General features: G+C 65.0%; 27 protein-coding genes and 1 tRNA gene. 16 read left to right on the forward strand and 12 right to left on the reverse strand.

Annotation, left to right across the window (positions count from 1 at the left end; translation table 11 throughout):
* Nucleotides 1-709: 709 nt before the first annotated feature.
* The 4 genes from ACLQ3I_RS01035 to ACLQ3I_RS01050 form a co-directional block, all read right to left on the reverse strand.
* On the reverse strand, nt 710-1,132 hold the full coding sequence (locus ACLQ3I_RS01035) for a hypothetical protein (protein ID WP_425799882.1): 423 nt from the start codon (nt 1,130-1,132) through the stop codon (nt 710-712).
* A gap of 227 nt (nt 1,133-1,359) precedes the next feature.
* Complete coding sequence (locus ACLQ3I_RS01040; RefSeq protein ID WP_425799883.1) at nt 1,360-1,500, reverse strand: hypothetical protein; 141 nt, start codon at nt 1,498-1,500, stop codon at nt 1,360-1,362.
* A gap of 441 nt (nt 1,501-1,941) precedes the next feature.
* On the reverse strand, nt 1,942-2,250 hold the full coding sequence (locus ACLQ3I_RS01045; protein WP_425799884.1) for a hypothetical protein: 309 nt from the start codon (nt 2,248-2,250) through the stop codon (nt 1,942-1,944).
* A 378-nt stretch (nt 2,251-2,628) separates the two neighbouring features.
* On the reverse strand, nt 2,629-3,831 hold the full coding sequence (locus ACLQ3I_RS01050; protein ID WP_425799885.1) for a tyrosine-type recombinase/integrase: 1,203 nt from the start codon (nt 3,829-3,831) through the stop codon (nt 2,629-2,631).
* 407 nt (nt 3,832-4,238) lie between these two features.
* Here ACLQ3I_RS01050 and ACLQ3I_RS01055 point away from each other — a divergent pair, with 407 nt between their 5' ends.
* The 14 genes from ACLQ3I_RS01055 (at nt 4,239) to ACLQ3I_RS01120 (ending at nt 12,445) form a co-directional block, all read left to right on the forward strand.
* Nucleotides 4,239-4,439 carry a helix-turn-helix transcriptional regulator gene (locus ACLQ3I_RS01055; RefSeq protein WP_425799886.1) on the forward strand — a complete coding sequence of 67 codons (201 nt, stop codon included), beginning with the start codon at nt 4,239-4,241 and terminating at the stop codon, nt 4,437-4,439.
* Nucleotides 4,436-4,573 carry a hypothetical protein gene (locus ACLQ3I_RS01060; RefSeq protein ID WP_425799887.1) on the forward strand — a complete coding sequence of 46 codons (138 nt, stop codon included), beginning with the start codon at nt 4,436-4,438 and terminating at the stop codon, nt 4,571-4,573. Before ACLQ3I_RS01055 ends, ACLQ3I_RS01060 begins: the two co-directional genes overlap by 4 nt.
* A complete protein-coding gene (locus ACLQ3I_RS01065; protein WP_425799888.1) occupies nt 4,566-4,838 on the forward strand; it encodes a hypothetical protein in 273 nt (90 codons plus the stop codon). The genes ACLQ3I_RS01060 and ACLQ3I_RS01065 overlap by 8 nt, the downstream gene beginning before the upstream one ends.
* Before the next feature lie 52 nt (nt 4,839-4,890).
* On the forward strand, nt 4,891-5,055 hold the full coding sequence (locus ACLQ3I_RS01070) for a hypothetical protein (RefSeq protein ID WP_425799889.1): 165 nt from the start codon (nt 4,891-4,893) through the stop codon (nt 5,053-5,055).
* An 11-nt stretch (nt 5,056-5,066) separates the two neighbouring features.
* On the forward strand, nt 5,067-5,924 hold the full coding sequence (locus tag ACLQ3I_RS01075) for a hypothetical protein (protein ID WP_425799890.1): 858 nt from the start codon (nt 5,067-5,069) through the stop codon (nt 5,922-5,924).
* Entirely contained in the window at nt 5,924-6,217 is a 294-nt protein-coding gene (locus ACLQ3I_RS01080; RefSeq protein WP_425799891.1) for a hypothetical protein, read from the forward strand. Before ACLQ3I_RS01075 ends, ACLQ3I_RS01080 begins: the two co-directional genes overlap by 1 nt.
* Before the next feature lie 341 nt (nt 6,218-6,558).
* Nucleotides 6,559-9,210: a phage/plasmid primase, P4 family gene (locus tag ACLQ3I_RS01085; RefSeq protein ID WP_425799892.1), complete on the forward strand. Its 2,652-nt coding sequence runs from the start codon at nt 6,559-6,561 to the stop codon at nt 9,208-9,210.
* A 35-nt stretch (nt 9,211-9,245) separates the two neighbouring features.
* Entirely contained in the window at nt 9,246-9,569 is a 324-nt protein-coding gene (locus ACLQ3I_RS01090) for a hypothetical protein (protein ID WP_425799893.1), read from the forward strand.
* Nucleotides 9,570-10,597: 1,028 nt separating this feature from the next.
* A complete protein-coding gene (locus ACLQ3I_RS01095) occupies nt 10,598-10,744 on the forward strand; it encodes a hypothetical protein (protein ID WP_425799894.1) in 147 nt (48 codons plus the stop codon).
* Nucleotides 10,741-10,971, forward strand: a complete 231-nt coding sequence (locus tag ACLQ3I_RS01100; protein ID WP_425799895.1) for a hypothetical protein — start codon at nt 10,741-10,743, stop codon at nt 10,969-10,971. The genes ACLQ3I_RS01095 and ACLQ3I_RS01100 overlap by 4 nt, the downstream gene beginning before the upstream one ends.
* Nucleotides 10,968-11,408 (forward strand): P27 family phage terminase small subunit, encoded by a 441-nt coding sequence (locus ACLQ3I_RS01105; protein WP_425799896.1) that lies wholly within the window; start codon nt 10,968-10,970, stop codon nt 11,406-11,408. Before ACLQ3I_RS01100 ends, ACLQ3I_RS01105 begins: the two co-directional genes overlap by 4 nt.
* A gap of 1 nt (nt 11,409) precedes the next feature.
* Nucleotides 11,410-11,799, forward strand: coding sequence for a hypothetical protein (locus ACLQ3I_RS01110; RefSeq protein ID WP_425799897.1), 390 nt, complete (start codon nt 11,410-11,412; stop codon nt 11,797-11,799).
* The gene (locus ACLQ3I_RS01115) at nt 11,796-12,311 is read left to right on the forward strand and encodes a hypothetical protein (protein WP_425799898.1); all 516 of its coding nucleotides are present in this window, start codon (nt 11,796-11,798) and stop codon (nt 12,309-12,311) included. Before ACLQ3I_RS01110 ends, ACLQ3I_RS01115 begins: the two co-directional genes overlap by 4 nt.
* Entirely contained in the window at nt 12,302-12,445 is a 144-nt protein-coding gene (locus tag ACLQ3I_RS01120) for a hypothetical protein (RefSeq protein ID WP_425799899.1), read from the forward strand. Before ACLQ3I_RS01115 ends, ACLQ3I_RS01120 begins: the two co-directional genes overlap by 10 nt.
* Before the next feature lie 343 nt (nt 12,446-12,788).
* Here ACLQ3I_RS01120 and ACLQ3I_RS01125 read toward each other — a convergent pair whose 3' ends face one another.
* The 5 genes from ACLQ3I_RS01125 to ACLQ3I_RS01145 form a co-directional block, all read right to left on the reverse strand.
* Nucleotides 12,789-13,640 (reverse strand): hypothetical protein, encoded by an 852-nt coding sequence (locus ACLQ3I_RS01125; RefSeq protein ID WP_425799900.1) that lies wholly within the window; start codon nt 13,638-13,640, stop codon nt 12,789-12,791.
* Nucleotides 13,637-14,428: a hypothetical protein gene (locus ACLQ3I_RS01130; RefSeq protein ID WP_425799901.1), complete on the reverse strand. Its 792-nt coding sequence runs from the start codon at nt 14,426-14,428 to the stop codon at nt 13,637-13,639. The genes ACLQ3I_RS01125 and ACLQ3I_RS01130 overlap by 4 nt, the downstream gene beginning before the upstream one ends.
* Nucleotides 14,415-15,377: a hypothetical protein gene (locus ACLQ3I_RS01135; protein ID WP_425799902.1), complete on the reverse strand. Its 963-nt coding sequence runs from the start codon at nt 15,375-15,377 to the stop codon at nt 14,415-14,417. The genes ACLQ3I_RS01130 and ACLQ3I_RS01135 overlap by 14 nt, the downstream gene beginning before the upstream one ends.
* Nucleotides 15,378-15,443: 66 nt before the next feature.
* Nucleotides 15,444-16,352 (reverse strand): DUF2971 domain-containing protein, encoded by a 909-nt coding sequence (locus ACLQ3I_RS01140; protein WP_425799903.1) that lies wholly within the window; start codon nt 16,350-16,352, stop codon nt 15,444-15,446.
* Between the two features lie 838 nt (nt 16,353-17,190).
* Nucleotides 17,191-17,265: transfer RNA gene (locus ACLQ3I_RS01145), tRNA-Val, on the reverse strand.
* 209 nt (nt 17,266-17,474) lie between these two features.
* Between ACLQ3I_RS01145 and ACLQ3I_RS01150 the strand changes: the two genes are divergently transcribed.
* Nucleotides 17,475-17,879 (forward strand): cupin domain-containing protein, encoded by a 405-nt coding sequence (locus ACLQ3I_RS01150; RefSeq protein WP_425799904.1) that lies wholly within the window; start codon nt 17,475-17,477, stop codon nt 17,877-17,879.
* Nucleotides 17,880-17,895: 16 nt separating this feature from the next.
* Here the strand turns inward: ACLQ3I_RS01150 and ACLQ3I_RS01155 are convergent, their stop codons facing one another.
* The 3 genes from ACLQ3I_RS01155 to ACLQ3I_RS01165 all read right to left on the reverse strand — a co-directional run bounded on the left by ACLQ3I_RS01155 (nt 17,896) and on the right by ACLQ3I_RS01165 (nt 19,492).
* Nucleotides 17,896-18,387, reverse strand: a complete 492-nt coding sequence (locus ACLQ3I_RS01155) for a peroxiredoxin (RefSeq protein ID WP_425791747.1) — start codon at nt 18,385-18,387, stop codon at nt 17,896-17,898.
* Nucleotides 18,384-18,815 (reverse strand): DUF3052 domain-containing protein, encoded by a 432-nt coding sequence (locus ACLQ3I_RS01160; protein ID WP_425791745.1) that lies wholly within the window; start codon nt 18,813-18,815, stop codon nt 18,384-18,386. Before ACLQ3I_RS01160 ends, ACLQ3I_RS01155 begins: the two co-directional genes overlap by 4 nt.
* A gap of 98 nt (nt 18,816-18,913) precedes the next feature.
* Complete coding sequence (locus tag ACLQ3I_RS01165; RefSeq protein ID WP_425799905.1) at nt 18,914-19,492, reverse strand: hypothetical protein; 579 nt, start codon at nt 19,490-19,492, stop codon at nt 18,914-18,916.
* Between the two features lie 292 nt (nt 19,493-19,784).
* Here ACLQ3I_RS01165 and aceE point away from each other — a divergent pair, with 292 nt between their 5' ends.
* Complete coding sequence (gene aceE / locus ACLQ3I_RS01170; RefSeq protein WP_425791741.1) at nt 19,785-22,604, forward strand: pyruvate dehydrogenase (acetyl-transferring), homodimeric type; 2,820 nt, start codon at nt 19,785-19,787, stop codon at nt 22,602-22,604.
* Nucleotides 22,605-22,718 lie beyond the last annotated feature (114 nt).

The raw sequence follows: 22,718 nt of genomic DNA on the forward strand, positions 1-22,718 counted from the left end.
GCCAGCGCCCTCAGCACCGACCAGTATGACCAGGTGCGCTACATGTGATGCGCGCCCGGCGCGGTCGACATCAACTACACCAATACCTAGGGAACTCATAGGAGCAGAAACACATCGTTCTCCCGGTCCAGAAAAACGGGGCTCGCTGTGGGTTCTACGACTTCACCGAGACCGACGAGTACGGCGGCTACGCCAGCGCCGGCATCGTCGACAGCGACGGCGGACCGGGCTGTTACTGAGACAGTCGACGGGGGGCAGCCCGTCAACTGTCAGAAACATCGGTGCGTGCAAAGGGATTCGAACCCCCGACCGCTGGTGTGCGAAACCGGAAAACTGGACGGTACTGAACGAGACTTATCGGCGGTACCTCTTGCAAGCGAGGAGAATTGGGAATCACATCTGTCACCTGGATGTCGGTGAGTGCCCGCTGAATTCGTGGACAAAAAGGTGGATAAGTGTTGGAGGGGTAGAAAGGGTCACTCCCCCGACACCACCATCGTCGCCCTGGACACCGCAGAAGTCGCACTGAGCGCCGAGATGGACAAGAACACCCAGCGGAACGGACTGACGGCGTACGAGACGGCACGGGCCCGAGAACGCAGGGCCGAGAACCCACGTGACGTTGGCGACGAGGAGGATCACCGCCCGTCGTCAGAGATCGACGACCGTGGATCTTTTCATTGCGGCGGTCTCGGGTAGGGGTGATGGCCTAGTCCGGGACCTGCTTCTGAGTGATCACGGTGCCAGCTCCGTCCTCAACGATCACCCAGTCGACGTCGGAGAAGCCGTCGTTGTTCGTCATCAGGTTCACCGTCGATCTTTCGATGTGATCGGCGATGTCTTTATCCTGGTTCCGATCAATCTGCGCGGTGACCACTGCGTTAGCGCCGTCGATCTTCGTGTCGACAATGACAGGCCACCATTGGGTGGTGCCGTAGTTGTCTTGCATGTCCTGCGAAAACTGTGCTGAGGTATCGCTGCCCGTGGTGGCGGTTGTGCTCATGGCGACACTTGCAGCAGGCGGTGAAACGCTCGCTGCTGTCGTGTCGTCCTCGGTGTCCGAGGAACACCCGGCGATGGTGAGGATCGCGGCGGCGGTCAGGGCGGTGGTGGCGAGGGTGAGACGGGGCATACGAACCCACTTTCATCCCCCAGTGGTTGGCAGGTTCCTCCCTAGGCCGCAGCGTAGTGGCATGGGCCCGCCCGGATGGGCGGATTAGGACACAGCCGTTGCCACATCGTGGTGACCCACCTCCACTCGAGTCACCAGCGGTCGGTTCAGACTTCGCGGTAATGCTGGGCGAGGTGTTCAGCAATAGAGCCGCTGGCGCCAAGCCCGAGGGCGTAGGTCACCACGAACTACTCACTCAACCCGGCGTCTTCGAGGTCCCGGATGGTCGGGTGGATACGTTCACGCCCACGGCCGCGCTTCGCGCCTGACAGGATCTCCGTGTCCCACATCAGCAAGTACTCGAACTTGCCGACCAAAGCGTCGTCCACGGCTGACTGAACCTGGTCGGTGGCCGCGTTGTATCCGCCGACTGCGGATGTTCACCCCTCGAACGACTCCGACCATTCCAGACAGATCCGAGTCTGGTCTTGTGGAGTCGCCATGACGGCTCTGCGCATGTTCTCGACCGTGGGCCATGCCCGAGAACGAGACCACCAGCACTGTGTGGGTGGGAGCGGTACGCGTCGACCTGCCCACCGTGTGCTCGGCGCCTGAGGACAGCGTTACCGGTGATCGGTGTATTCCGCGCTGGGAGGTCGTGAGCCGCTGCGCGAGGTTGCTGGAGTTGCCGGTGATCCAGTCGACCAGCCGCGAGCAGGCGTTTTCGTCGTACATGATGGCGGACGGCAACAGGACTCCGCGGTGGATCACGTGTGCGTGCATGCGAGCGCGGTAGTCGGTTCGCCCGGTTTCTGTACTACAAATTCGTGCTAGGTGACGCGATGGCCGTCGGGGATGGTGCGCTCGGGGCTGTACGAGTGGCGTTGTCGCCACCACATTCCGGCGCCGACGAGCGGGATGAGCCACACGACGGCCAGCCAGCCGACCTGGCGGCGTGTTGCCATCGAGCGGCCGTTGATGGCGATCGTGACCAGACACGCGAGAGAGATCCACACGACCACGACCGCCGAAGCGGCCAGCAGTCCGAAGAAGAACGTCCACAGGCCGCTGTCGTCCGCACAAACACCCGTATCGGCGCAGTCTTGTAGGCCTGCGGCGGCGAGGACGTGCGAGTGCATCGGCCGAACGATATCAGGGTCGGGTTCTAGCTCACCGGCGCCAAGAGCTCCAACGCCTACGACAGGTCCGGGGCCTGACGCGCTCTCTGCACGTAGTGCTGATTCGCAAATTCGGCGGCAAATCCTCTGACCTGCGCAAATGCGTGTTTCGGGCGGCAAAGTGTGGAATATGTGAGGGATTCGGGGTCTACACAAGAAAACCCCACTTCACGAAACATGCTGTGAGGTGGGGTTTTTGGTGCGCGCAATAGGATTTGAACCTATGACCGCTGGTGTGTAAGTTCCGCTATCTGCGAAAACGTACCTTACCGATCGTTCCCGTTGGTACACGCTAATTCCCGCATTAGTACTGGTAAGAATCATTTTTTGGCCAAACAGTTACCGCGCGTTACCGGGCTCTAATTCTCGTTCTGCGGACTGGTTGCGGACTGGTTGCGGACCGGCAGGGGTCCCGATCGCACGGTCGAGCAGCGTCATCGCGCGCTCGGTTTCCGACGCGAACAAGTGGCCGTAGACGTCGGCCGTGAGCGTGAGTGAGTGGTGCCCCATCCACTCCTGCACTTGTTTCGGCGGGATGCCCGAAGTGAGCGTGATCGACGCGAACGAGTGCCGTAACGAATGCAGGGTCGCGTCGCCGTCGGCCCCGGCGAGATCCCGCGCCGGGGCGAACACACGCTTGCTGAAGTTGTTACGCCGGAGCGGCCCACCGCCCCCCGTGGTGAACACGTAGTCGCCGGGGCCCCGTTTCTCGATCTGCACCCGCAGCAAGGGCACCAGCGCCGCGGGGATGGGAACCTCGCGCGACTTCCGGTTCTTCGGCGCGCCGATGACGACGCGGCCCGACACCTCGGCAACCGCGGTGTCGATGATCATTCGACGCTTGTCGAGATCGACGCGCGACACCCGCAGACCGGCGAGCTCGCCAAACCGGAGACCGCACAGTCCGAGCACGCGCAGCGCGAGACCGGGTTCACTCACCGGCACCTCGACCGCCGACCAGTCGGCGGGGATCTCGCTTGCTTTACCGGCCGCAATCCGCCGACGCACGGTCGCGGCAAGGTAATCGGCGGCGTGGCCGACCTGTTCGATCTCAGCGGCCGATAGGAATACCTTGTCGGCGATCGGCATCCTGGGGAGCGGGACATCCTTCGCCGGGTTCGAGCGCAGCCGTTTCGATCGAACTGCGATGCCGAGGATCTGCGACAGCACCGCGTGGCAGTGCCGCACCGACGACGCCGATAGGCCCTTGTGCGACGTCTCGGCGGTGCCCTCGGTGAGTCCACCGACCCACGCCACGATCTCGTCGTGGTCGACCTGCGCCAGCGCGACGGCGCCCCATCGCGGTTTGACGTGGCGTGTCCAGACGGCGGCGTAGCTTGCTGCGGTCGCCGCGGTCTTGGCCTTGTTCCCGGCGAGCCACGTTTCGGCGACAGTGCCGACTGTCATCGCCGACTTGGTGGGGTCGATCCACTCGCCACGGGTGACGGCCGCGGATTGATCAGCAAGCCATTCCTTGGCTTGTTTCTGAGTCCTGAAGGACTTGGTGTGCTCCTCGCCGTCGGTGCCCACATATCGAGCCATCCACCGCAGACCAGAACCGTGTCGAGCCGACGGGGTGCCATCCCTCCGGGTCCATCTGTCCTCGACACGGGCCCCGGTGACGCGCTTAGTGGGGACCGATTCGGGAGTGAACGACATGATGCCAACGGTAGCAGTCCGCCAACATTAAGAGGTCATGGCTCCAAGTGTGACGGGAATCACATGTTGGGTAAATGCCCTGCTAGACGGACAGATGTCGAGATTGCACGTGAACTCTTACAAAGGTGCCCGAAACGGGCTGTACCTGCGGCGACGACCGCACCCCCGTAAGAATTGAAGGCAACTCTAATACGTTGCGCCACAGTCACTTTAGACATATTTGATGCGTTCAGTTCATTCTTTCTTCAGGCGATCGCCCCCGACCGCTGGAATACGAGGAGACCACCCTTATGAATGACGAGACGCCCGAGAGGATGACCGCCCCGCAGGCCGCGAAGTACCTCGGTGTGAGTAAGCAAACGCTCTACAACCTGCGCAGCGCGGGCAGCGGCCCGGCGAGTTACAAGATCGGACAGAAGCTGTTTTTCGACCGGCGGGACTTGGATCTGTACATCGCGCGGTGCAAGGCCGCGACGCTGGTGGCGGGATGACGGCCGACGAGATCCGGGCCCTCGCCCGCAAGGTCGCCGCCAGCGCGCCCCCACTCACCGACAACCAGCGCCACGTCATCCGGCTCGCTTTCGCCCGGCCGAGCACGAACCCGGAGTGTGCGCGCCATGCCTGATCTCAACGTCACGCCGCCGCGGTTCTCCGTCGAGATCACCGACTCCGGCGGGGTCGCGCTTCCCGGACTTCCCGCCGACCCGACCCTCGATCCGAGCGAGCTGCTCACCCTCACGGCCGCGACCGCCGGATTGGTCGAAGCCTTGATCGACGCGCAGCTCGACGAGACACATGACGGATTGGCCGAGCGTCACCGAGATCTCACCGCACTCAACAGGATCGCGTGGGCCGAACGCCTGGCCGACGAACACCGCAAGCCGCAGTAGACCCGCTCACCGAGCGGGACCGGGGAGGGCCAGCACAACCAAAGGCCCGAAAATGCACGATCACAGCACTATTCAGCAGACCAAGCGCCGCGTTCGATTCGCGTGCCTGTGCGGGTCGATGCCCGAACGGCGCGACATCGTCGAACTCAACGCCGCCGGTGTCATCGACGACGAGCTCGCCGAGCTCATCGACTTCGCCCGGACCCACAACAAGTGAAGGGAACAATCATGTCCGATAGCCGAGAGACCGTCGTGTTCGACGGGTTCGCCAAGAAGTACACCGAGAACCGACCCCCGACCCCGGCAGACGTGCGCGGTGGCGGTACCCCGCGGCCCTACGACGCAGGGGACTTCAGCAAGTCGGGCCTCGACCGGGGCCAGCACGTTCCCGCAACCAGCGCGCGGCGACCGGCGCTGTCCGCCAAGCTCACCGGCCGGGCCGCCGAACTGTGGGGTCCGATCCGCGAACGGGAGATCGGCGCGTGGTCGCGCGTCAAGAGCCGCCTCACCCCGCCCCCGTCTGCGGGTGAGACCGAGTCGACGATCATCGCCGACGCCCTCGACGATGGCCGTCACCGCCGCGGGATCGCCGAGGATCTCGTCGACCGGCTCGCCGAGGTGACGCATTCGACCGACCTTGCCCGGGCCGCCGAGCGGGGCCTCAACATCTCGGGGACGATGGTCGCCCGATCGCTGTCCGATCAGATCCGCAACTCGTCTGATGCCCTGTTCAACGCGATCAGTGCCGACCTGCGCGATCTGCTCGACGAGGCAGAGGACGTCGCTGCCGCACTCGACGGTGCCGACAGTGCCGAGGCCGCGATCAAGGCCGGGGGTAACGTTCCGGCCGCGTGGGGTCGCCGCGACGGTCTGCGCGATCGGTATACGGCACTTGCGGGTGCCGTCCACTACGTGCGCCGCGCAACGGCGGCCGGGTTCGAGAACCGGGCCGGGTCGGCCCCGGATCGCCTCGGCTCGCCGGTTACCGAGCTGTCGTTCGCGTCGAGCTACGCCGTCGTCGATAACGCGCTCGTGGACTTCGGCGCATCGGCGACCGCCGCCGCGATCCTGCGGGGTGGGTTCTGATGGCGCGGGACGGAATCGCGAAGTACCTCGCCAAGGAACCGACGGCGGCGCAGCAACGCCGCACGCCCGGCTACCGCAACGGGTTCGGCCGTCTCCTCACCGATGACGCGACCGCCGAGCAAGCCAAGCGATCGCAGCTCGCCGCCCTGCGCCGCGATCGGATCAAGGCCGCTATCAGCTCCCGGACATGCGAGTTCGACGTCCGGGGCAAACCGATCGACCCGCTCGTCGACGACGACGCAGCAATCGAGCAGGCATGGCAGGAGACGTTCGGCGAACAGGGCGACGGGTGATCGTCAATCACCGCCGCGAGGCCCGGTTCTACGACGGTGACGGTGTGTCGATGCCGGTCTGCCGTTCGTGCTGGCAGGTGTCGACGGTGCTGGTCCGTGGTCGCGTCTGGGTAGGGTCCCGGCGCCACGGCGGCACCGTCGCCCACCAGCGCAAGGCCTGCGCATCGACACTCCCGGGCTCGACGATCTCGCGTGACGTCGGCGTGAGCGTTGGTGTCAATTCTGTCAAAGGTGTTGCGTAGCAAGTCCACACCCCGCGGGTAGCGCCGCAGCGAAGTCGAGAGATCCGGCCGTGCTCACAGTTGCCCGGCGATCTCGCCGAATCATGAAACGGAATACACATGTCGCACAACGACAGAACCCCCGCCAAGGGCGAGGGTCCGGCCGAGCGTTTTCGCGAAGTCGTCGCGGAATACGACCACCACATTACCCGGGGTGTCCTCGACGCCGCGAAAGTCCTCGCAGGTAGCGGACTCGGAACACCGCTCCCGCTCCCCCGCGGAGACAAGTACCCGCCGCCGGACGACACGACCGGCAACAAGCCGGTGATCCCGGCCGAGGACGCTCTCTCGGCGATCGAGGACCATGACGGCAACCTCGCCCTGCGCCTCGCCGACAACGTCATCGGGCTCGACGTCGACGAGTACGGCGACAAACACGGTACCCGCACCATGCGCGGGCTTGTCGAGAAGCTCGGGCCGCTCCCCGACACCTACATGTCGACCTCGCGGGGCCCCGAGACCGCGAGCGGGATTCATCTCTACCGGGTTCCCGCGGGCCGCAAGTGGAAGGGCAAGCCCGGCGCCGACGTCGAGATGATCCAGCACACCCACCGTTACGCCGTTGTCGCACCCTCGACTGCCGCGGACCGCATCTATCGCTGGTATTCCCCGGATCTCGACCGGTGCGACCCACCGAACGCCGACGATCTGCCGATGCTGCCCTCGGCGTGGGTCGACTACCTCAGCCGCGGGCATGGGCCCGAGGTGCGCGAGGTCTCGTCGATCGGCGGGCTCGACGCCGCTCTCGAATGGCTGGCCACCGAGATCCCCGGTTACTCCGAGGACATGTCCGGCCAGATGAACCGGACCACCAACCCGGAGAAGCTCGCCGACGAGATGTCCGGCGGCGCTCACGACATGATGGTCTCGCGGGTCCACGAGGTCGTCCAGCTCGCCGCGGAGGGCCATCACGGACTCGCCACTGCGCTCTCCCGTATCCACACGGCGTTCTTCGCCGAGGTCCTCGGCGGGGCCGGGACCGACGCCCGCCGAGATCTCGGTAGCACCAGCAGCGAGTGGGAGCGTTCGGTTGTCGACGAGGTGTCCAAGCTGCGCGCCGACATCGAACGCGGCGACGTGATCATCTCCCACGTCGGCGGGTACACCGCGACCGACGGGGAGATCGACTACACCGCGTTCCGCGAGAAGATGTTCCGGCGCATCGCGTCCGAGATCCAGCTCGTCGATACCCGCGAGTTCGACGTCAACGACACCGGACGGGCCGAGATCTTTCTCGGTTGCCTCGGGGACTTGATCCGGCCGGTACTCGGTGGCGACGACAGGGTCGCCGATTGGGCCTATTGGGATGAACGACAAGGGGTCATGCGCCGACTCACGACCCGCGAGGTCCGCGGTGAGTTGTGGTCGCCCTCGGTGATCGCCTCCTATAAGTCGACCGCGGAGAGCCTGGCCAAGACCGCCGTCGAGACCGAGGACGCCGGAAACAGCGACGACGCCGAGAGCCTCGACCGCGATGCAAAGGCGATGTTCAAGGCCGCGGTGAGCGCGGGCAACCGTAGCGCCATGATGCCCAGTCTCGACCAGGCTCACGCACTCCACCGCGACCCGATCGACCCGGCCGAGTTCGACCGCGAAGACCTCACCCTCGGCGTCACCAACGGCGTGCTCGACCTCGGCGACTGCGCCAGCGGTGGCAACCCGATCGTCCGCAAAGGCCGCCGTGAGGATCTCATTCTGATGACCGCCGCGGTGCCCTATGTCCCCGACGCAACACACCCACTGTGGGACGACTACCTCGCGACGTTCCTCCCGGATCTCGAACTGCGCGAGTACGTCCAGAAGGTGATCGGTTATGCCGTCCTCGGCCGCAACCCGCGCCGACGCATGGTCTTCCTCCAGGGTGGGACCTCGACCGGCAAGTCGACGATGATCAACGCCGTCCAAGCTGCGCTCGGTGAGTACGCCGCGACCGTCAACTCGAACGCGGTCTTTCGCGAGAAGCAAGAGGCCGGGCCCATGCCCGAGCTCCTCGCGGCGTTCCCGCGACGCATCGTGTTCGCGTCCGAGGTCGGCGGACGGAACCGGTTGCACGCCGACGTGATCAAGAGGCTCACCGGCGGGGACAGCATCACCGCGCGGGCTCTGTACTCGAACGTGATGGTTCAGCGGACGCCGATGTTCACCCCGATCATCGCGACCAACTCGGCTCCCACGATCAACGATGCCGACGCCGCACTCTCGCGCCGGTTGCTCGTGCTGCCGTTCGATCACGCCGTGCCCATCGACGCCCCCGACGTCGACCCGGTCCACACCGACCCCGAGGCTCTCGTCGCGGTGCTGGCATGGCTGGTCGACGGCACACACCGCTACCTGATCGAGGGGCTCGACCACGACGTCCCCGCGATCGTCGCCGAGCGTAAGGCCGAGTTCGTCGGGCAGACCTCGGACTTCATGCGGTGGAGGTCCGACGCGCTGCGCACCGTACCCGCCAGCGCCGAGGGCCCGCGGATCTATCCCGTCTACCCGAAAGCCGCCGCCGACGACTTCGCCATGTGGCAGGCCACCAACGGCGGAGGTCGCGAGAAGCTCACCGCGGCCGAGGTCCAGGGCAAGCTGCGCGACATGTTCGGCCCGCCCACCGCACGGCGCCGCGTGTTCAACCGTGGGAACGGTGCGCAGGCCAAGAACGTCCGAGGGACCTACCCCGGCGTGAGTTGGACGACCAAGAAGCGCCTCGGCGTCGACCAGTGATGTTCCGCAACAACCCCACCGAAAGAAGGAGAACCATGACCCACCGACCGAACGTCCGACGCTGGTCGTGCGTCACGCTCGCCATGCTGATCGTCCCGATGGCCAGCCTGACACAGTGCGCGGCCCGCGAACCCGCGCCCGCCGACAAGCCGATCCCGGCGGCATCGTCGTCCACGGGGGCCACGTCGGCCACCACCCGCACCAGCATCGTGGAAGTCACCACACCGGTCGGCGTCGCCCCGGAGGACATCGACGGGATCGACCTCGATCTCGACGGCGACCCATGCAACGGCGTGAGCAATGTCGACATCGACGGTATCCACTACGACTGTGACGGCGGGGTGTTCCGACGCCGCTAGAGCACCGACCACACGGCCCCATGCCCTCACGGGTGTGGGGCCGTCGGCGTCGATAGGGGGCCCGAGGGAGGGGTCCTGTCAGGGTTACGTCCAATCCTCACACCATGATTCAGCAGCAAGGGATTGAGTATTGGCGCTAATCCTCACACTGCCGGCCGAGGAGGGGTCCTATTCCCCGGATTGTGTCTGTTCAACAGACACAACAGAGACACCAACAGACACACGCCTTTTGCCAGTTCAAAGGGTGTTTTTTGGCCAATTGTGTCAATTGTGTCTGTCTTTTTCCGGAAAGTCCTCATACGCGCGCGCTAGGGGTCATTCATGGATAAGGGGTCGCATGGGGGGTTCCTCGCGCGCGCTACACGGGAGAGTTTCCGAAAAACACAGACACAATAGACACAAACCGTCGATAAACACCCCTTGACCTGCGGATATGAGTGTGTCTGGTGTTGTGTCTGTCCGAAGACCAACAGACACAACCTGGCCCTTGACCTGCGGATATGGGTGTGTCTGTTGCTATTTCGCCCTGAGTGAGGCCGTGAGACGCCGAGATCCCGGTCCGCCACACCGTCGCTCAGAACCGTCACCACCCGCTCAGCGGGGACACCAGCGGGGAGCACGACACCGCGAGGCGACGGCGCGAAGGCCAGGGACCCGGGGTGGGGGCCCTCCCCCGCCGGAACGCCAGGATGCAGCCCCGTACTGTCCATCCGAGCGTGAGCAGTTTAACCGCCTGAGAGCCCCGCAGAGCCCTATTGCCTCCGGGACAGCGGGATCGGGTCGCCAGCCCGCCAGCGGGCAACTCAGCGCCAGGAACGGTGCACTCAGCACGGGCCGACCACCGAGAAGACGCACATAACGTCCGTCGCGGGTTCGAGCACCCAATCGGACCCCACCCGACTCTTGTCAGAAATACCGACACGTCTTACAGCGCAACGGATCTCGACCCACGAGTTTTGACAGCGGTGATCGAATGAACTCACCGAACCCCGACCGCGGGGCTCACGCGAACCGCAGGAGAACCCGACATGGCCACCGCCGCCGAACACAAGACCACCGCCGAGACGCTGATCGAGACCGCCGGGAACGACCTCACCAACGGCCGGGTCGAGGCCGCGCACGTCCACGCCGCACTGGCCAACGCGCACGCGACCCTGGCCACCGCGAGCGAGTGATCCGGTTGGGAGACGAGACCGCCGACCACGCCATCGCGGGTGTGATGCGCCAGCGCCAGCGCGGGATCACAACGGCGCGCAGCGATTGGCGCGACCACTACGACCCCGACCAGCAACCACGCTCCGACGCGCAGCGGGACGAGGTCGCCCGGATCGGGATCGACGAGTGGCGCACTGCCGAGGCCTACCGCGCGCATCGGCGGGCCGTGAGAGGGAACCGACGATGACCAAGACCACCGACCACGAACCGGCACCGCTACGAGCGCACACCGGCGCAGAGATGACCGCGCACTACCTCGCCGAGGCCAGTCGCCTCGGACTGGTCCTTGACGACGCCGACGAGATGTTGTTGGGGCAGCTCGCCGACACCGTCGACACGATCGCCGAGTTTCAGGCGTCGATCGACGATCACGGCGCGATGACCACCACCGCCACCGGCAAGATCGAACGCAACCCGGCGACAGTCGAGATCCGCGCGCAGCGAACGACGTTGCTGAAGATCGTGACGCTGATTGACCGCCGGTTCGCCGTCGCCGCCGCGGGCGGGGTCGACCATCGCAACGGCGTGAAGCCCGGCACGATCCGCGGGCCCTACCTCGGTGACGGCGGGCGGCGGGCTAACCCACGACGACCGCAGCGGACCCCACGACAGCGGAGGGCATGACGTGCCGAGACTGGCCAGCACCGGAGAAGAACCCGGATTGTCGCGGCGCGCGCAGGTCACCGCGGCCGACGTCCCGGACCGGTTCAAGGCGAACAACAGCTACTACTACGACCGGGTTCCGACGGAACCGGACCTCGACAACATGGATCACCTCGCGACCGCGTTCGGGATCTGGCACTACGACATCGCCAGCGCGCGGGCCGAACTCGACGAGGTCAATCCGCGGCATCAGATCAGGGTCCCGCATTGGCGGGTGATGCTCGCACAGACGACCCGGAACGCGGCATTCACCGAGTGGTGCGCCGAGCGAGGGTTGCTCGACGACGCCGGTCGGCCGTTGCCCGAGTATCGAGAGGCCGTTCGCCCGCGACGCCGGGAGGCCGCCGCATGACCGACCCGGCCGACCGCTCGCGGGTACTGCGGGTGCCCCGACGATGCGCCGACGGTAAGGAACTCATCGCGAGGACGAAGACCATCGCCGTCGACCGCACCACACCGGCCGGGTTCACGTGCCTGCGGTGTCTGCGCGTGACGTGCTACCTCGCGCACTACGGCCGCGACGCCGAGGTCCCGGACGACGTGCTCGACGAGTCGGCATTCTGCCGACAACCCCCACTCACCGAGTCCCCACGCCGCGGGAAAGCATGGTCACGGCGCATCGGGTCATGGTGGACGAAAGTCGAGTTCGCCAGCGGGTGGGGGTTCACCGACCCGGACCCGACACCCGAGCTACGCGCCGAGCGCGAGGCCGCAGAACACGAACGCCGGATCGTCGAGTTGCACGAGCTAGAACTCAAAGACCAACGCGCGCAACGGGAACAACGGCGACACGATGCCGAGAGCGCGACCGCAGCGAAGCGCTCGGCGATGACCGCCGCCCGCGGTGGTGTGTCGTGCGCGTAGCCCTGTCGGTCCTCGGGTTCGAGGTCCTCGCGATCGCGGTCGGTGACGAGGAGGGCGACGGCGATCAGTCTGGGGACTACGACCTCGCCAGCGACACCGAGCGGGCCGACGTCGGCGCATGTCGCGACGCATGACGACGAGCACCAGGCGGGTGATCATGGCAGCCCACGACCGTCGAGCGAGCGGAGGACAGGTCATCGCAATCGGTTAACAACATCACGCCCAGGACATAACCCCATACGGACGACCACTCAGCGTGGCAGCGAATCCGGATTCACGCCGACTAAGAGGCCCGCCCGTCAAGGCCGACACGGATCGGCCGACCTCGAACCTGGATCAGTTGGACGACACACACTCACGTGCGGGCCACGGGCGAACGAGGAATGTGCAGAGACCTACACCGAGGAGATTGAATTCCCGCCGAACGATTGGTGATGCGGTAGATCCGCGCCAGTGCGGATTGACGTCAATTCCTCACTACAACAGCGTTATCCCGAGCGATTCGAGAGTGTGCCGCCGCCATCCGTTGTCGACCCCAAAGTCCAAAACGTGCCCACTCGCGATGAGGACCACAGCCTCGATCTCTGCGGGCATCACAAGCGCGGTCCGCGGACAATCTGTGCCCTCATGCAGAGTTCGAATCATGCCACCGGAGGGTCCATAATCGTCGGCGACCAACGCTCCTACGCGCAGCCCAGGTTCCCCGCCGAGAGATGCGCAGAGATTCTCGGCATGTTCCGATGCCAGCCATTGGTTGAGGAACTCGACAACGTCGACCTCGATGTTTGTTGAGCGCTTACCGCCGTGAGACTCCGAAATGATGATGCCGGGGCCGCGCGGCGAATTCGGTACCGCACGGCATGTCCACGAGTCCGTCAGAGCCCGAATCTTGGGGTCGAGTCCGCCTTCTGTCGCGTCGTTGGCTTCAAGCCGTTCGAGTTCCCGGGTGAGGTCGGCGAGCAAAGTCGCCAACCGAGGTGACCTCGCGTTGCCGTAGAACGTCGCATGAGCCTCGGTGGTGTCGACGAACACGAGCCACGTCGACATCAGCGTCGGCGCGGGATGAAACGGTTCGTCTCCGAGATACTTCGCGCGGTGATTGTTGTGTCGTTGCATCGTCCCGCTGGTCAGCCGCTTCACTTCTACCGCCGCACGCTCGCCGGGTCCAATAGAGCGAAAGTCGGGCTTGGCGCCCGGAGGGCTCTGTTCGCAGACTCGATCGAGCTTTGCGCCCGTCAACGTACTCACAACGTCGAGCGCGAGAGCCTCTTCGAACGTTACCCGCGCGCAACGGGCGTGAGCGCACTCCGATAACCGATGCGCGCTCACTGTTCAGCGGTGCAGGCTGAGCGCCATTCGTCACGGTCGAAAACGAAACCATCACAGCGTCCTTCGAGCCGTAGCAACAGCCGCAAGTGAGCGTGAGTCTCCGGCGGATTTGCCAGCACGACCGTGAGAGCATGGTCGTCGCCGTCGATAACCGAATGCACGTAGTCAAGGAGAGGGCTCGGCACGAACCCGAGATGCACATCGCCGTCAACGATCTGAATCGCACGAGCGTCTGCGGGGTTGGCCGGCTCCGGTCGCAGGCTAAGTGTGTGACCGCTCGCAAGGCCGGTGATGTGCGCGCTGGTGGCTTCGCCGCGGTGCCTCACCCCGTGGCCCAGAAAATGCGCGGTCGTGGCCCCGGTGACGTTGTCGTACCGAGGTAGCGAGATCAGTTCGATCGGGTCACCCTCGCGGTGTCCACCCGAGGCCGACAGAATCTCCCACGCGTCTGCGTCGGCATCAAGGTCGAGCGTTGCGAGGTATTGAGGCCGATCGGGCCGCTTGGCACTGATCACGCGCTCAGCGAACGACGGGAACAACCGCGGAGACGAGTACCGGCGCTGAACGTCGCGGAAGCCGATGATTGGAACGAAACGATCATAATTTGCGACGGCGGCGAGGTAGGTGAACTCGTAGGTGTCCACGTCGCCGTCACGTAGTCGGTCGAGATAGCCGATAGGGCGGTACGTGCCATCTGTGGCGCCCCGGCGGGTAACGATCAGCCGCGACGCCGTCGACCGAGGGTCGGCATATGCCGACGACAGATCGAGCAGATCAGTGGAGAGCATCGCACAGTCGCTTTCGGTTGGTAGTTATGACGGTACGCAAGAAGGTACGGGTCTGGTGTGACATGTTGGGGGTCCGGTTGATCACATCGTGGCATACCCCGAGGTCAGCGGCCGTGATTTGCGCGACCCAATGACCCCGCGCGTCGGCCGAACACATCGACAGCGCCTCGACCGCGAGACCCACGAGATCCCGAGGTTCACCGCTGTCGAACCTCCTTGTTTTCCCTCGGTCGCACCAGTCGAAGATCGAACCATCGGCGACTCGCGCACCTCGGTTAGTTTCCATCTCAGCGGCAGCGAGCGCCGTCCCGTGATCGAAGCTGGGACCGAGGTAAGTTGCACCCGACACAGGGTCTTGGAGCACGCCCCAGTTGTGCGCGTGCCGGTCGGTATTGGCAATCCATGCATCAAGCATCAGGTAGCCGACCCAAACGTCGAACGCAGGCCAATCTACATAGTTAGTGCCGATCGGACCTGTGAGACCAGCTTCCGTCAGCACATCTCTAACGGCAGACAGAGAGTGTCCGACGCACGTGTTGGTGTCGAATGCGGGATTAGTCTCGGCGAGTAGCGACGCGCCGGGAGCCCACGACCATTTCGGCGGGCGCATATCCCGACTCATCGAGCCCCAGGCCCGTTGTTCTTCGCCGAGCGGGATGACCGACGCTAACGCGGTCTCCGCAGCCGGCACTCCGATGTGAACTGCCAGCTCGTAGCTAATTCTTTCCGCCCAGTCCTCGCCCGAGACCAGGACGTCGGGGCTCTCGCCGAGAGCCTGTCGGGCTTTCGAAAGCACCAAGGTCTTCTCGGTCCGGGGTTTGAACAACCAGTGGCCGGAATACGGGGACGACCCCGGCGCCCGAAACCAGCGCTTGCGCTCGTCACCGCCGGGTTCACGCGCACCCCGAGTCCACCCGTCGAGGTCGATAACAGGGAACACCGAAGTCACGAGGCGACATTAATACGCCCGTCTTAGGTGTTGTCGTTGCCACACCAACTCGCAGACGGTGTGTCACTATCCGCGGTAAGGAATGCTTGACCGCAGTACTTGAAACTGGCCGGTTGAATGCCCTGCCCACCAACGATTAGCGACCGCGTAGCTTTCCAGCGACAGCGCTTGAAGGTCCGCGTAGGTATTCGGTCCGACAGTCACTGATTGAATCAGTTCCCGCCGCAGCGGTACATGTGCCCTTGGCACCATACCGAAACGACCGGGCGTGTGCGCATCTGCAGCCCCGCCGACCAATATGCGAACCTCCCTTTCCTCGGAAAAAGCGGCATCTTTGTGAAAAACAGTCTCTAGGGCAATGCCCATTCCCCAGTCCACCCGATGTCCGGTTCGAGAACTCGTCCCCACTAATCCGAGACGGACGTCCTCCGCGGCAGCCGCAAGCGCGCGGTCTTTAATAGACGCCTTCAGATCTGTCAAGCCCGCTTCCCCATACGAAACGCGCTTCATCTCAGCCGCCAGTGGGGCGTCGGCGCTAGTGCCCGTATCGGGCGTCGAGCGTAGGTAGCGGAACAACTCGGCAGTGTCGAACGCCAGACAGTAGCCCTCCTGAGCGTATGCACGCCACTGACTAAGCTGGTCTGGCGATTCCGAGAAGCAGACTGCAAAGTACTCGACGGCGAGCGGGGCGTAGTCCCCACGGAGCATGGTTGTTGTGCCGCGAAGGTCCTCAACAGAATTGAGCACACTTACAAACTGCGGGTCACCCGACTTCGCAACCTCCGTAATCTCCGAAACGCACTCGTCGAAGGCCCTGTCTAGTAGTGCCTCACCGAACCGTTGTTCAGACAGATCATTCATGAATCGAATATCGGTGCCTCGCAGCTTCTCTCCTCCGACAATCCCTTCGACACCGTAAATATCTGTGTAATGATAGAGAACTGGACCGAGGTTGGGCATCTCCGGCACCTTCATCTCTAGTCTCCCTTGCTACCGGTATTGATGACGGCTGAGCTCGCCCGCTGACCTGCTTCACTGCACCGTGTCTCGCAGCTCCTGCGGTCCGTAAGTCGGCAACGAAGATCGCCACCGAGGTGACCACACAGGCAACTTAGTGTCAACTACATATAAAGTGCCACACGAGTTTTCGTTCGAGTTCTCCAGACCATGCGATCGTCACAGTATGACCGCTAGAAAACTCAACTCGAATATGAAGACCGCGGCCGTCGAACTTCCGGCGCGCGGGCGTAAGTTTCGCCCCGCGAGGCCGTTCGGTTGAGGATGGGTGATCGAGCATGCGACTCTCCTAGTCGAGAAGTCAGCGCAGCCATTCACGGTCCGCTGATTGGCTCTGCCGCTCCTGCATGGGTCGGCCTGGAGTTGACGCGACGACGGAAGGCCATGCAGAAGCGACAGATCCGCCGAACGACGTCGGGCCGTCGTGGGTGAGCGACCCGCCCCTGACCGTTAGCCGGGCCGCTACCAAGCGTGGCTGATGGCGGAGAATGATGCGCAGCGCGGCGCGGGTGCCGACCGCGGGTACGGCCGGTGATTCACGGCTGACAGCAGAGCACCCGCCAACTAGATCGGCGACCGGGGAGGGGTCGATCGCACCGACGGCTGCGCCCTGCGGGTGACCAGGCCGCTCGGGTCACGATCGAGCGTATGCGCCGACCTGCCGCATCGTCCAAGGTCCGCCGCGCGGGAACACTCGGTAAGGGTCCGGTGCGTTTTGTACTGCGGACTGACTGCGGACTGCGAACTGGTCCGACGGAGAATATTCGATCCGATAGGTCGTTGAACTGGGCTTTCGTGGTGCGCGCAAAGGGATTTGAACCCCTGACCGCTGGTGTGTAAGACCAGAGCTCTACCGCTGAGCTATACGCGCGTGGGCGAACTCCGCTGTCGAGAACGGCGATCACCAAGACATGAATGTAATGGCTCACGGGCCCCGGCCCAAACCCAGCCCCAGCGCCCACACCCGCAGCCGAGTTCACTGATCAACCGGACGGACATTTCATCGAGGTCATCGGGACGACCTCGGACGGCGACGGGACCGTCCTCACCCTGCGCCATGAGATCCCGACGCCGGGCCGGATGGCCGGGCCGCACTGGCATCCGAACCTCACCGAGTCATTCCAGGTGCGACGCGGACGGATGCGCTTCCGGATCGACAAGAACGACCTCGAGCTCGGCCCCGACGACGAGGTCACCATCCGGCCACGCCAGGTGCACGAGTTCTGGACCTTGGATCACAACGTCGAGGTCGAGCATGCGATCCGCCCACCCGCGCATCATCGCGAGATGTTCGAGACCTGGCATCGACTGGACGCCGAGGGCCGCACCAATCGGTACGGCATCCCTCGCAATCCGCTCGACCTCGCGACCCTGTGGGAACTCCAGGACGGCTACCTCGCCGGCATCCCCGCGTGGCTTCAGCGGCTGGTGTTCCCACCGCTCGCACGGCTGGCCCGGCGCACGGGACGGGTCTCGATCGCCTGATCCGAGATGGGTGCCGCTACCGCGCGGCGAGCAGCGCCTTGTCCCACAACGCCTGCTCGCGTGCTTCGCCCGGGCCCACCACATCGGCGAACGCGACCGTCCCGTCACTCTCGATCAGGAAAGTCCCGCGGTTCGGGTAACCGTTGTGTTCGTTGAAGACGCCGAACGCCTCGGCGACCGCACCATGCGGCCAGAAATCCGACAAGATCGGGAACAGGAACCCCTGCGCCGACGACCACACCTTGTGTGTCGGCGGCGGCCCGACCGACACGGCGACCGTTCGTAGCCCCTCGTGGTCGAACTGCGGTTGGTGATCCCGGATGTAGCCGAGTTCACCCTGGCATGTCCCGGTGAACGCCAGCGGGAAGAACACCACCAGCACCTTGCTGTCGGCCCGGAGGGCAGACAGCAAGGTTCGCTGGTTGTTCTGGTCGCGGAGTTCGAAGTCGGGAGCGGCATCTCCCACGCGCAGCGGCGACGTCGGGAGGATCGTGCCCTCCCCGCTCATGTGCGTTTGCGGGTCTTCGGCTGCACCAGCCGTGACCCCGACCATCCCCCGAGACTCATCACATTGGTCTGTGTCAGGCCGGCCGTCGGCGCGGACTCGGCGATCTCGCTGGGATCGACATGTCCGTCGGTGCCGGTCTTCGGTGAGAAGACCCAGACGTATCCGTCGTCGGCCAAAGGTGAGATGGCGTCCATCAGTGCATCGACCAGGTCACCGTCGCCATCACGCCACCACAGCACGACGACGTCGACGACGTCATCTGCGTCCTCATCGACCATCTCACCGCCGATGACGTCTTCGATGTCGGCCCGCAGGGCGTCGTCGGTGTCTTCATCCCAACCCAGTTCCTGCACCACCATGCCGGACGTGAATCCCAGCTGGTGGGCGTTGTTGCCCCCAGCGCTGCTGGACTCTGTGGCGGCTACCACCGCGTGCGACCTCCCTGCCATGCGAATTCGACTGTCAGCTTAGGGAACAGCCTAAATGCTCAGAGTGCAACCCGAACAGGGGGCAGGCCGAATGCGTCTCACGGGGTGGACGAGGTCGTGGGCGGCGCAGCGGGCGCCGACGACGGGCCGGCGCCGGCCGCATCGGACGTGGGCACCGGGGACGCCGCGACGGCCGGCGGCAACGGGAGGTAGACCGAGCATGCGTTCAGCGTGGCCTGCTTGTCCCGGGTCCATTGCACGGCAATGGGATTGAGACCGTCGAGCTGACGCTGTCCGATGGCGGCACCCAGTCGCCCGGTGGAGTCGAGGAACCGGTTGGTCGGGGCCGCCACGTCGGTGGGAGTCGCCTCGGTCACCTGTTCCCGGATCAGGTCGGCCCCGGCGATCAGGCTCGCGCGCGCCTTGTCGTCGAGGTCTCCCACGTCGCTGTAGGCGTGGACTTCGGTGAGTCGACGCACGAACGTGTTGTACCCGCGGACCATCACGACCATCGACGACATTGCCTGGCGGCACAGTTTGCTCGCGTCGTCGCGGCCGGCGGACTGACGCGACGCGGCGACGTCGGAGCTGTAGGCGGCCACCTCGCCGGGGGCCGCGGACCCGCTTCCGTCCACCGACGACGAGCATCCCGCCGCGGATGCCGCGAGGAGTATCACGGCGCAGATCATCGTCGCCGCAGTTGCCCCCGGCCGTCGTCGACCGGCCCTGCGCGCGGTGCTGCTCCTGCCGGTGTCCCGCATTGCGCTCCTGACCCACGAGTAACCAACACCAGAACGCTACCGCAGGTCGCGGCGGGTGGCAGCAAGGTTGACCACCCGATGCCAGCACAAGTGACATGGGGCACGATGTGAGGGGGACGCCGCGGTCCCGACATCATGGGAGCGGCCCCGTGTCATCGCACGCCGGACACCACCGTGAATCCGGCCGACCGAGGGAGTAGGCATAACAGTGACCGACCAGGCAGACCGTACAACGACCGCCAATCAGGCCAATGGCTCCAAGCCGGCAAAAACCCCCGCCGGCGGTGATCGCAACCGCGTTCGCGTCATCCGCGAGGGAGTCGCGTCGTACCTGCCGGACATCGACCCCGACGAGACCGGGGAATGGCTCGAATCCTTCGACGACCTGCTCGATCATGCGGGCCCGGCTCGCGCCCGTTACCTCATGCTCCGACTCCTCGAACGCGCCGGCGAGAAGCGTGTCGCGATCCCGTCGCTGACATCGACCGATTACGTCAACACCATTCCCACCGAGAACGAGCCCTGGTTCCCCGGCGACGAGGAGGTCGAGCGACGTTTCCGCGCCTTCATCCGCTGGAATGCCGCGATCATGGTGCACCGCGCCCAGCGCCCTGGTGTGGGAGTGGGCGGACACATCTCCACCTACGCGTCGTCGGCCGCGCTCTACGAGGTCGGCTTCAACCACTTCTTCCGCGGTACCGATCACCCCGGTGGCGGTGATCAGGTCTTCATCCAGGGTCACGCCTCCCCGGGCATCTATGCCCGCGCCTTCCTGGAAGGTCGCATCGACGAGGCCCGCATGGACGGCTTCCGTCAGGAACACAGCCATGCCGGAGAGGGCGGCGGCCTGCCCTCGTACCCTCACCCGCGGCTCATGCCGGAGTTCTGGCAGTTCCCGACGGTGTCGATGGGTCTCGGCCCGATGAACGCGATCTACCAGGCTCGTTTCAATCACTACCTGCACGACCGCGGCATCACCGACACCTCCGACCAGCACGTGTGGGCCTACCTCGGCGACGGCGAGATGGATGAGCCGGAGTCACGTGGTCTGGCCAGCTTCGCTGCCACCGAGGGCCTCGACAACCTCACCTTCGTCGTCAACTGCAACCTGCAACGCCTCGACGGCCCGGTCCGCGGAAACGGCAAGATCATCCAGGAGCTGGAGTCGTTCTTCCGGGGCGCGGGCTGGAACGTCATCAAGGTCGTGTGGGGCCGCGAGTGGGACTCGCTATTGCACGCTGACAAGGACGGCGCACTGGTGAACCTGATGAACAGCACCAACGACGGCGACTACCAGACCTACAAGGCCAATGACGGCGCGTTCGTCCGCGAGCACTTCTTCAACCGGGATCCGCGTACCAAGGACCTCGTCAAGGATCTCTCGGACGCCGAGATCTGGAATCTCAAACGCGGTGGTCACGACTACCGCAAGATCCACGCCGCCTACGCCTCGGCGGTAGCCCACAAGGGCCAGCCGACGGTGATCCTCGCCAAGACCATCAAGGGCTACACGCTCGGCAAGCATTTCGAGGGGCGCAATGCGACCCACCAGATGAAGAAGCTCACCCTCGACGACCTCAAGGACTTCCGCGACAGCACCCGAATCCCGATCACCGACGCACAGCTGGAGGAGAATCCCTACCTGCCGCCCTACTACCACCCGGGGCCGGACTCGCCGGAGATCCAGTACATGCTCGACCGGCGCAAGACCCTCGGCGGTTTCCTCCCTGCACGGCGTACCACGTCCAAGGTGCTGAAGCCCGACGTCAGCCGGGCGCTGAAGACCGCGGGCAAGGGATCGGGCAAGCAACAGGTCGCCACCACCATGGCCCTGGTACGAATCTTCAAGGATCTGTTGCGCGACAAAGAGATCGGCAACCGAATCGTGCCCATCATCCCGGACGAGGCGCGCACTTTCGGGATGGATTCGTGGTTCCCGACCCTGAAGATCTACAACCGCAACGGACAGCTCTACACCTCCGTCGACGCCGACCTCATGCTCGCGTACAAGGAGAGTTCAGAGGGCCAGATCCTGCACGAGGGCATCAACGAGGCCGGGTCGGCGGCGTCCTTCACCGCGGTGGGCACGTCGTACTCGACCCACGACGAACCGATGATCCCGCTCTACATCTTCTATTCGATGTTCGGTTTCCAGCGCACCGGTGACAGCCTGTGGGCCGCAGGTGACCAGATGGCCCGGGGGTTCGTCATCGGCGCGACCGCCGGACGGACCACCCTGACCGGCGAGGGACTCCAACACGCGGACGGCCATTCGCCGCTGCTGGCCGCCACCAACCCCGCGGTGGTGTCGTATGACCCCGCGTTCGCGTTCGAGCTCGGCCACATCATCGCCGACGGGCTCAAGCGCATGTACGGTGACGAGCCCGAGAACGTCTACTTCTACCTGACCGTCTACAACGAGCCGATCAGCCAGCCCGCGCAGCCGGAGAATCTCGACGTCGCGGGCATCCTCAAGGGCATCCACCGATTCACCGACGCCCCGCAGGGCAAGGAGTATCCCGCCAGCATCCTGGTGTCGGGCGTGACGATGCCCGATGCGCTGCGCGCCTCGGAGATCCTCGCCGAGGAGTGGAACGTCGGCGCCAACGTCTATTCGGTCACCTCGTGGAGTGAACTCGCCCGCGACGGCATCCGGGTCGACCGCGCAGCGGTGCGCGAACCCGCGGTCGATCACCCACGGCCCTACCTGACGGAGCTCCTCGCAGAAGTCGCCGGCCCGGTGGTCGCGGTGAGCGATTACATGCGCGGGGTGCCGGAGCAGATCCGGGCCTACGTACCCGGCACGTATCTCACCCTGGGCACCGACGGCTTCGGCTTCTCCGACACCCGGCCCGCGGCCCGGCGGTTCTTCAACGTCGACGCGGAGTCCATCGTCGTGGCGGTACTCGTGGCGCTGGCCCGCGACGGACACATCCCGTTCACCGTCGCGGCCGAAGCTGCGGAGAAGTATCAGATCACCGATGTCGCCGCGGCCCCGGAACAGACCAGCGATCCGGGCGTGGCCTGACGGCAACCGCACGTTTGCCCATGCGTCGGGCGGCGCGCCGCGGCTGGGCGGCCGCCGGCGGGGGCTAGGTTGAGGCCGGGGCCGGAGCAAGCGGGAAACCCGAGGCAGCGCCGG

It is taken from the genome of Gordonia sp. DT101 (assembly GCF_049844895.1).
Taxonomy (GTDB): domain Bacteria; phylum Actinomycetota; class Actinomycetes; order Mycobacteriales; family Mycobacteriaceae; genus Gordonia.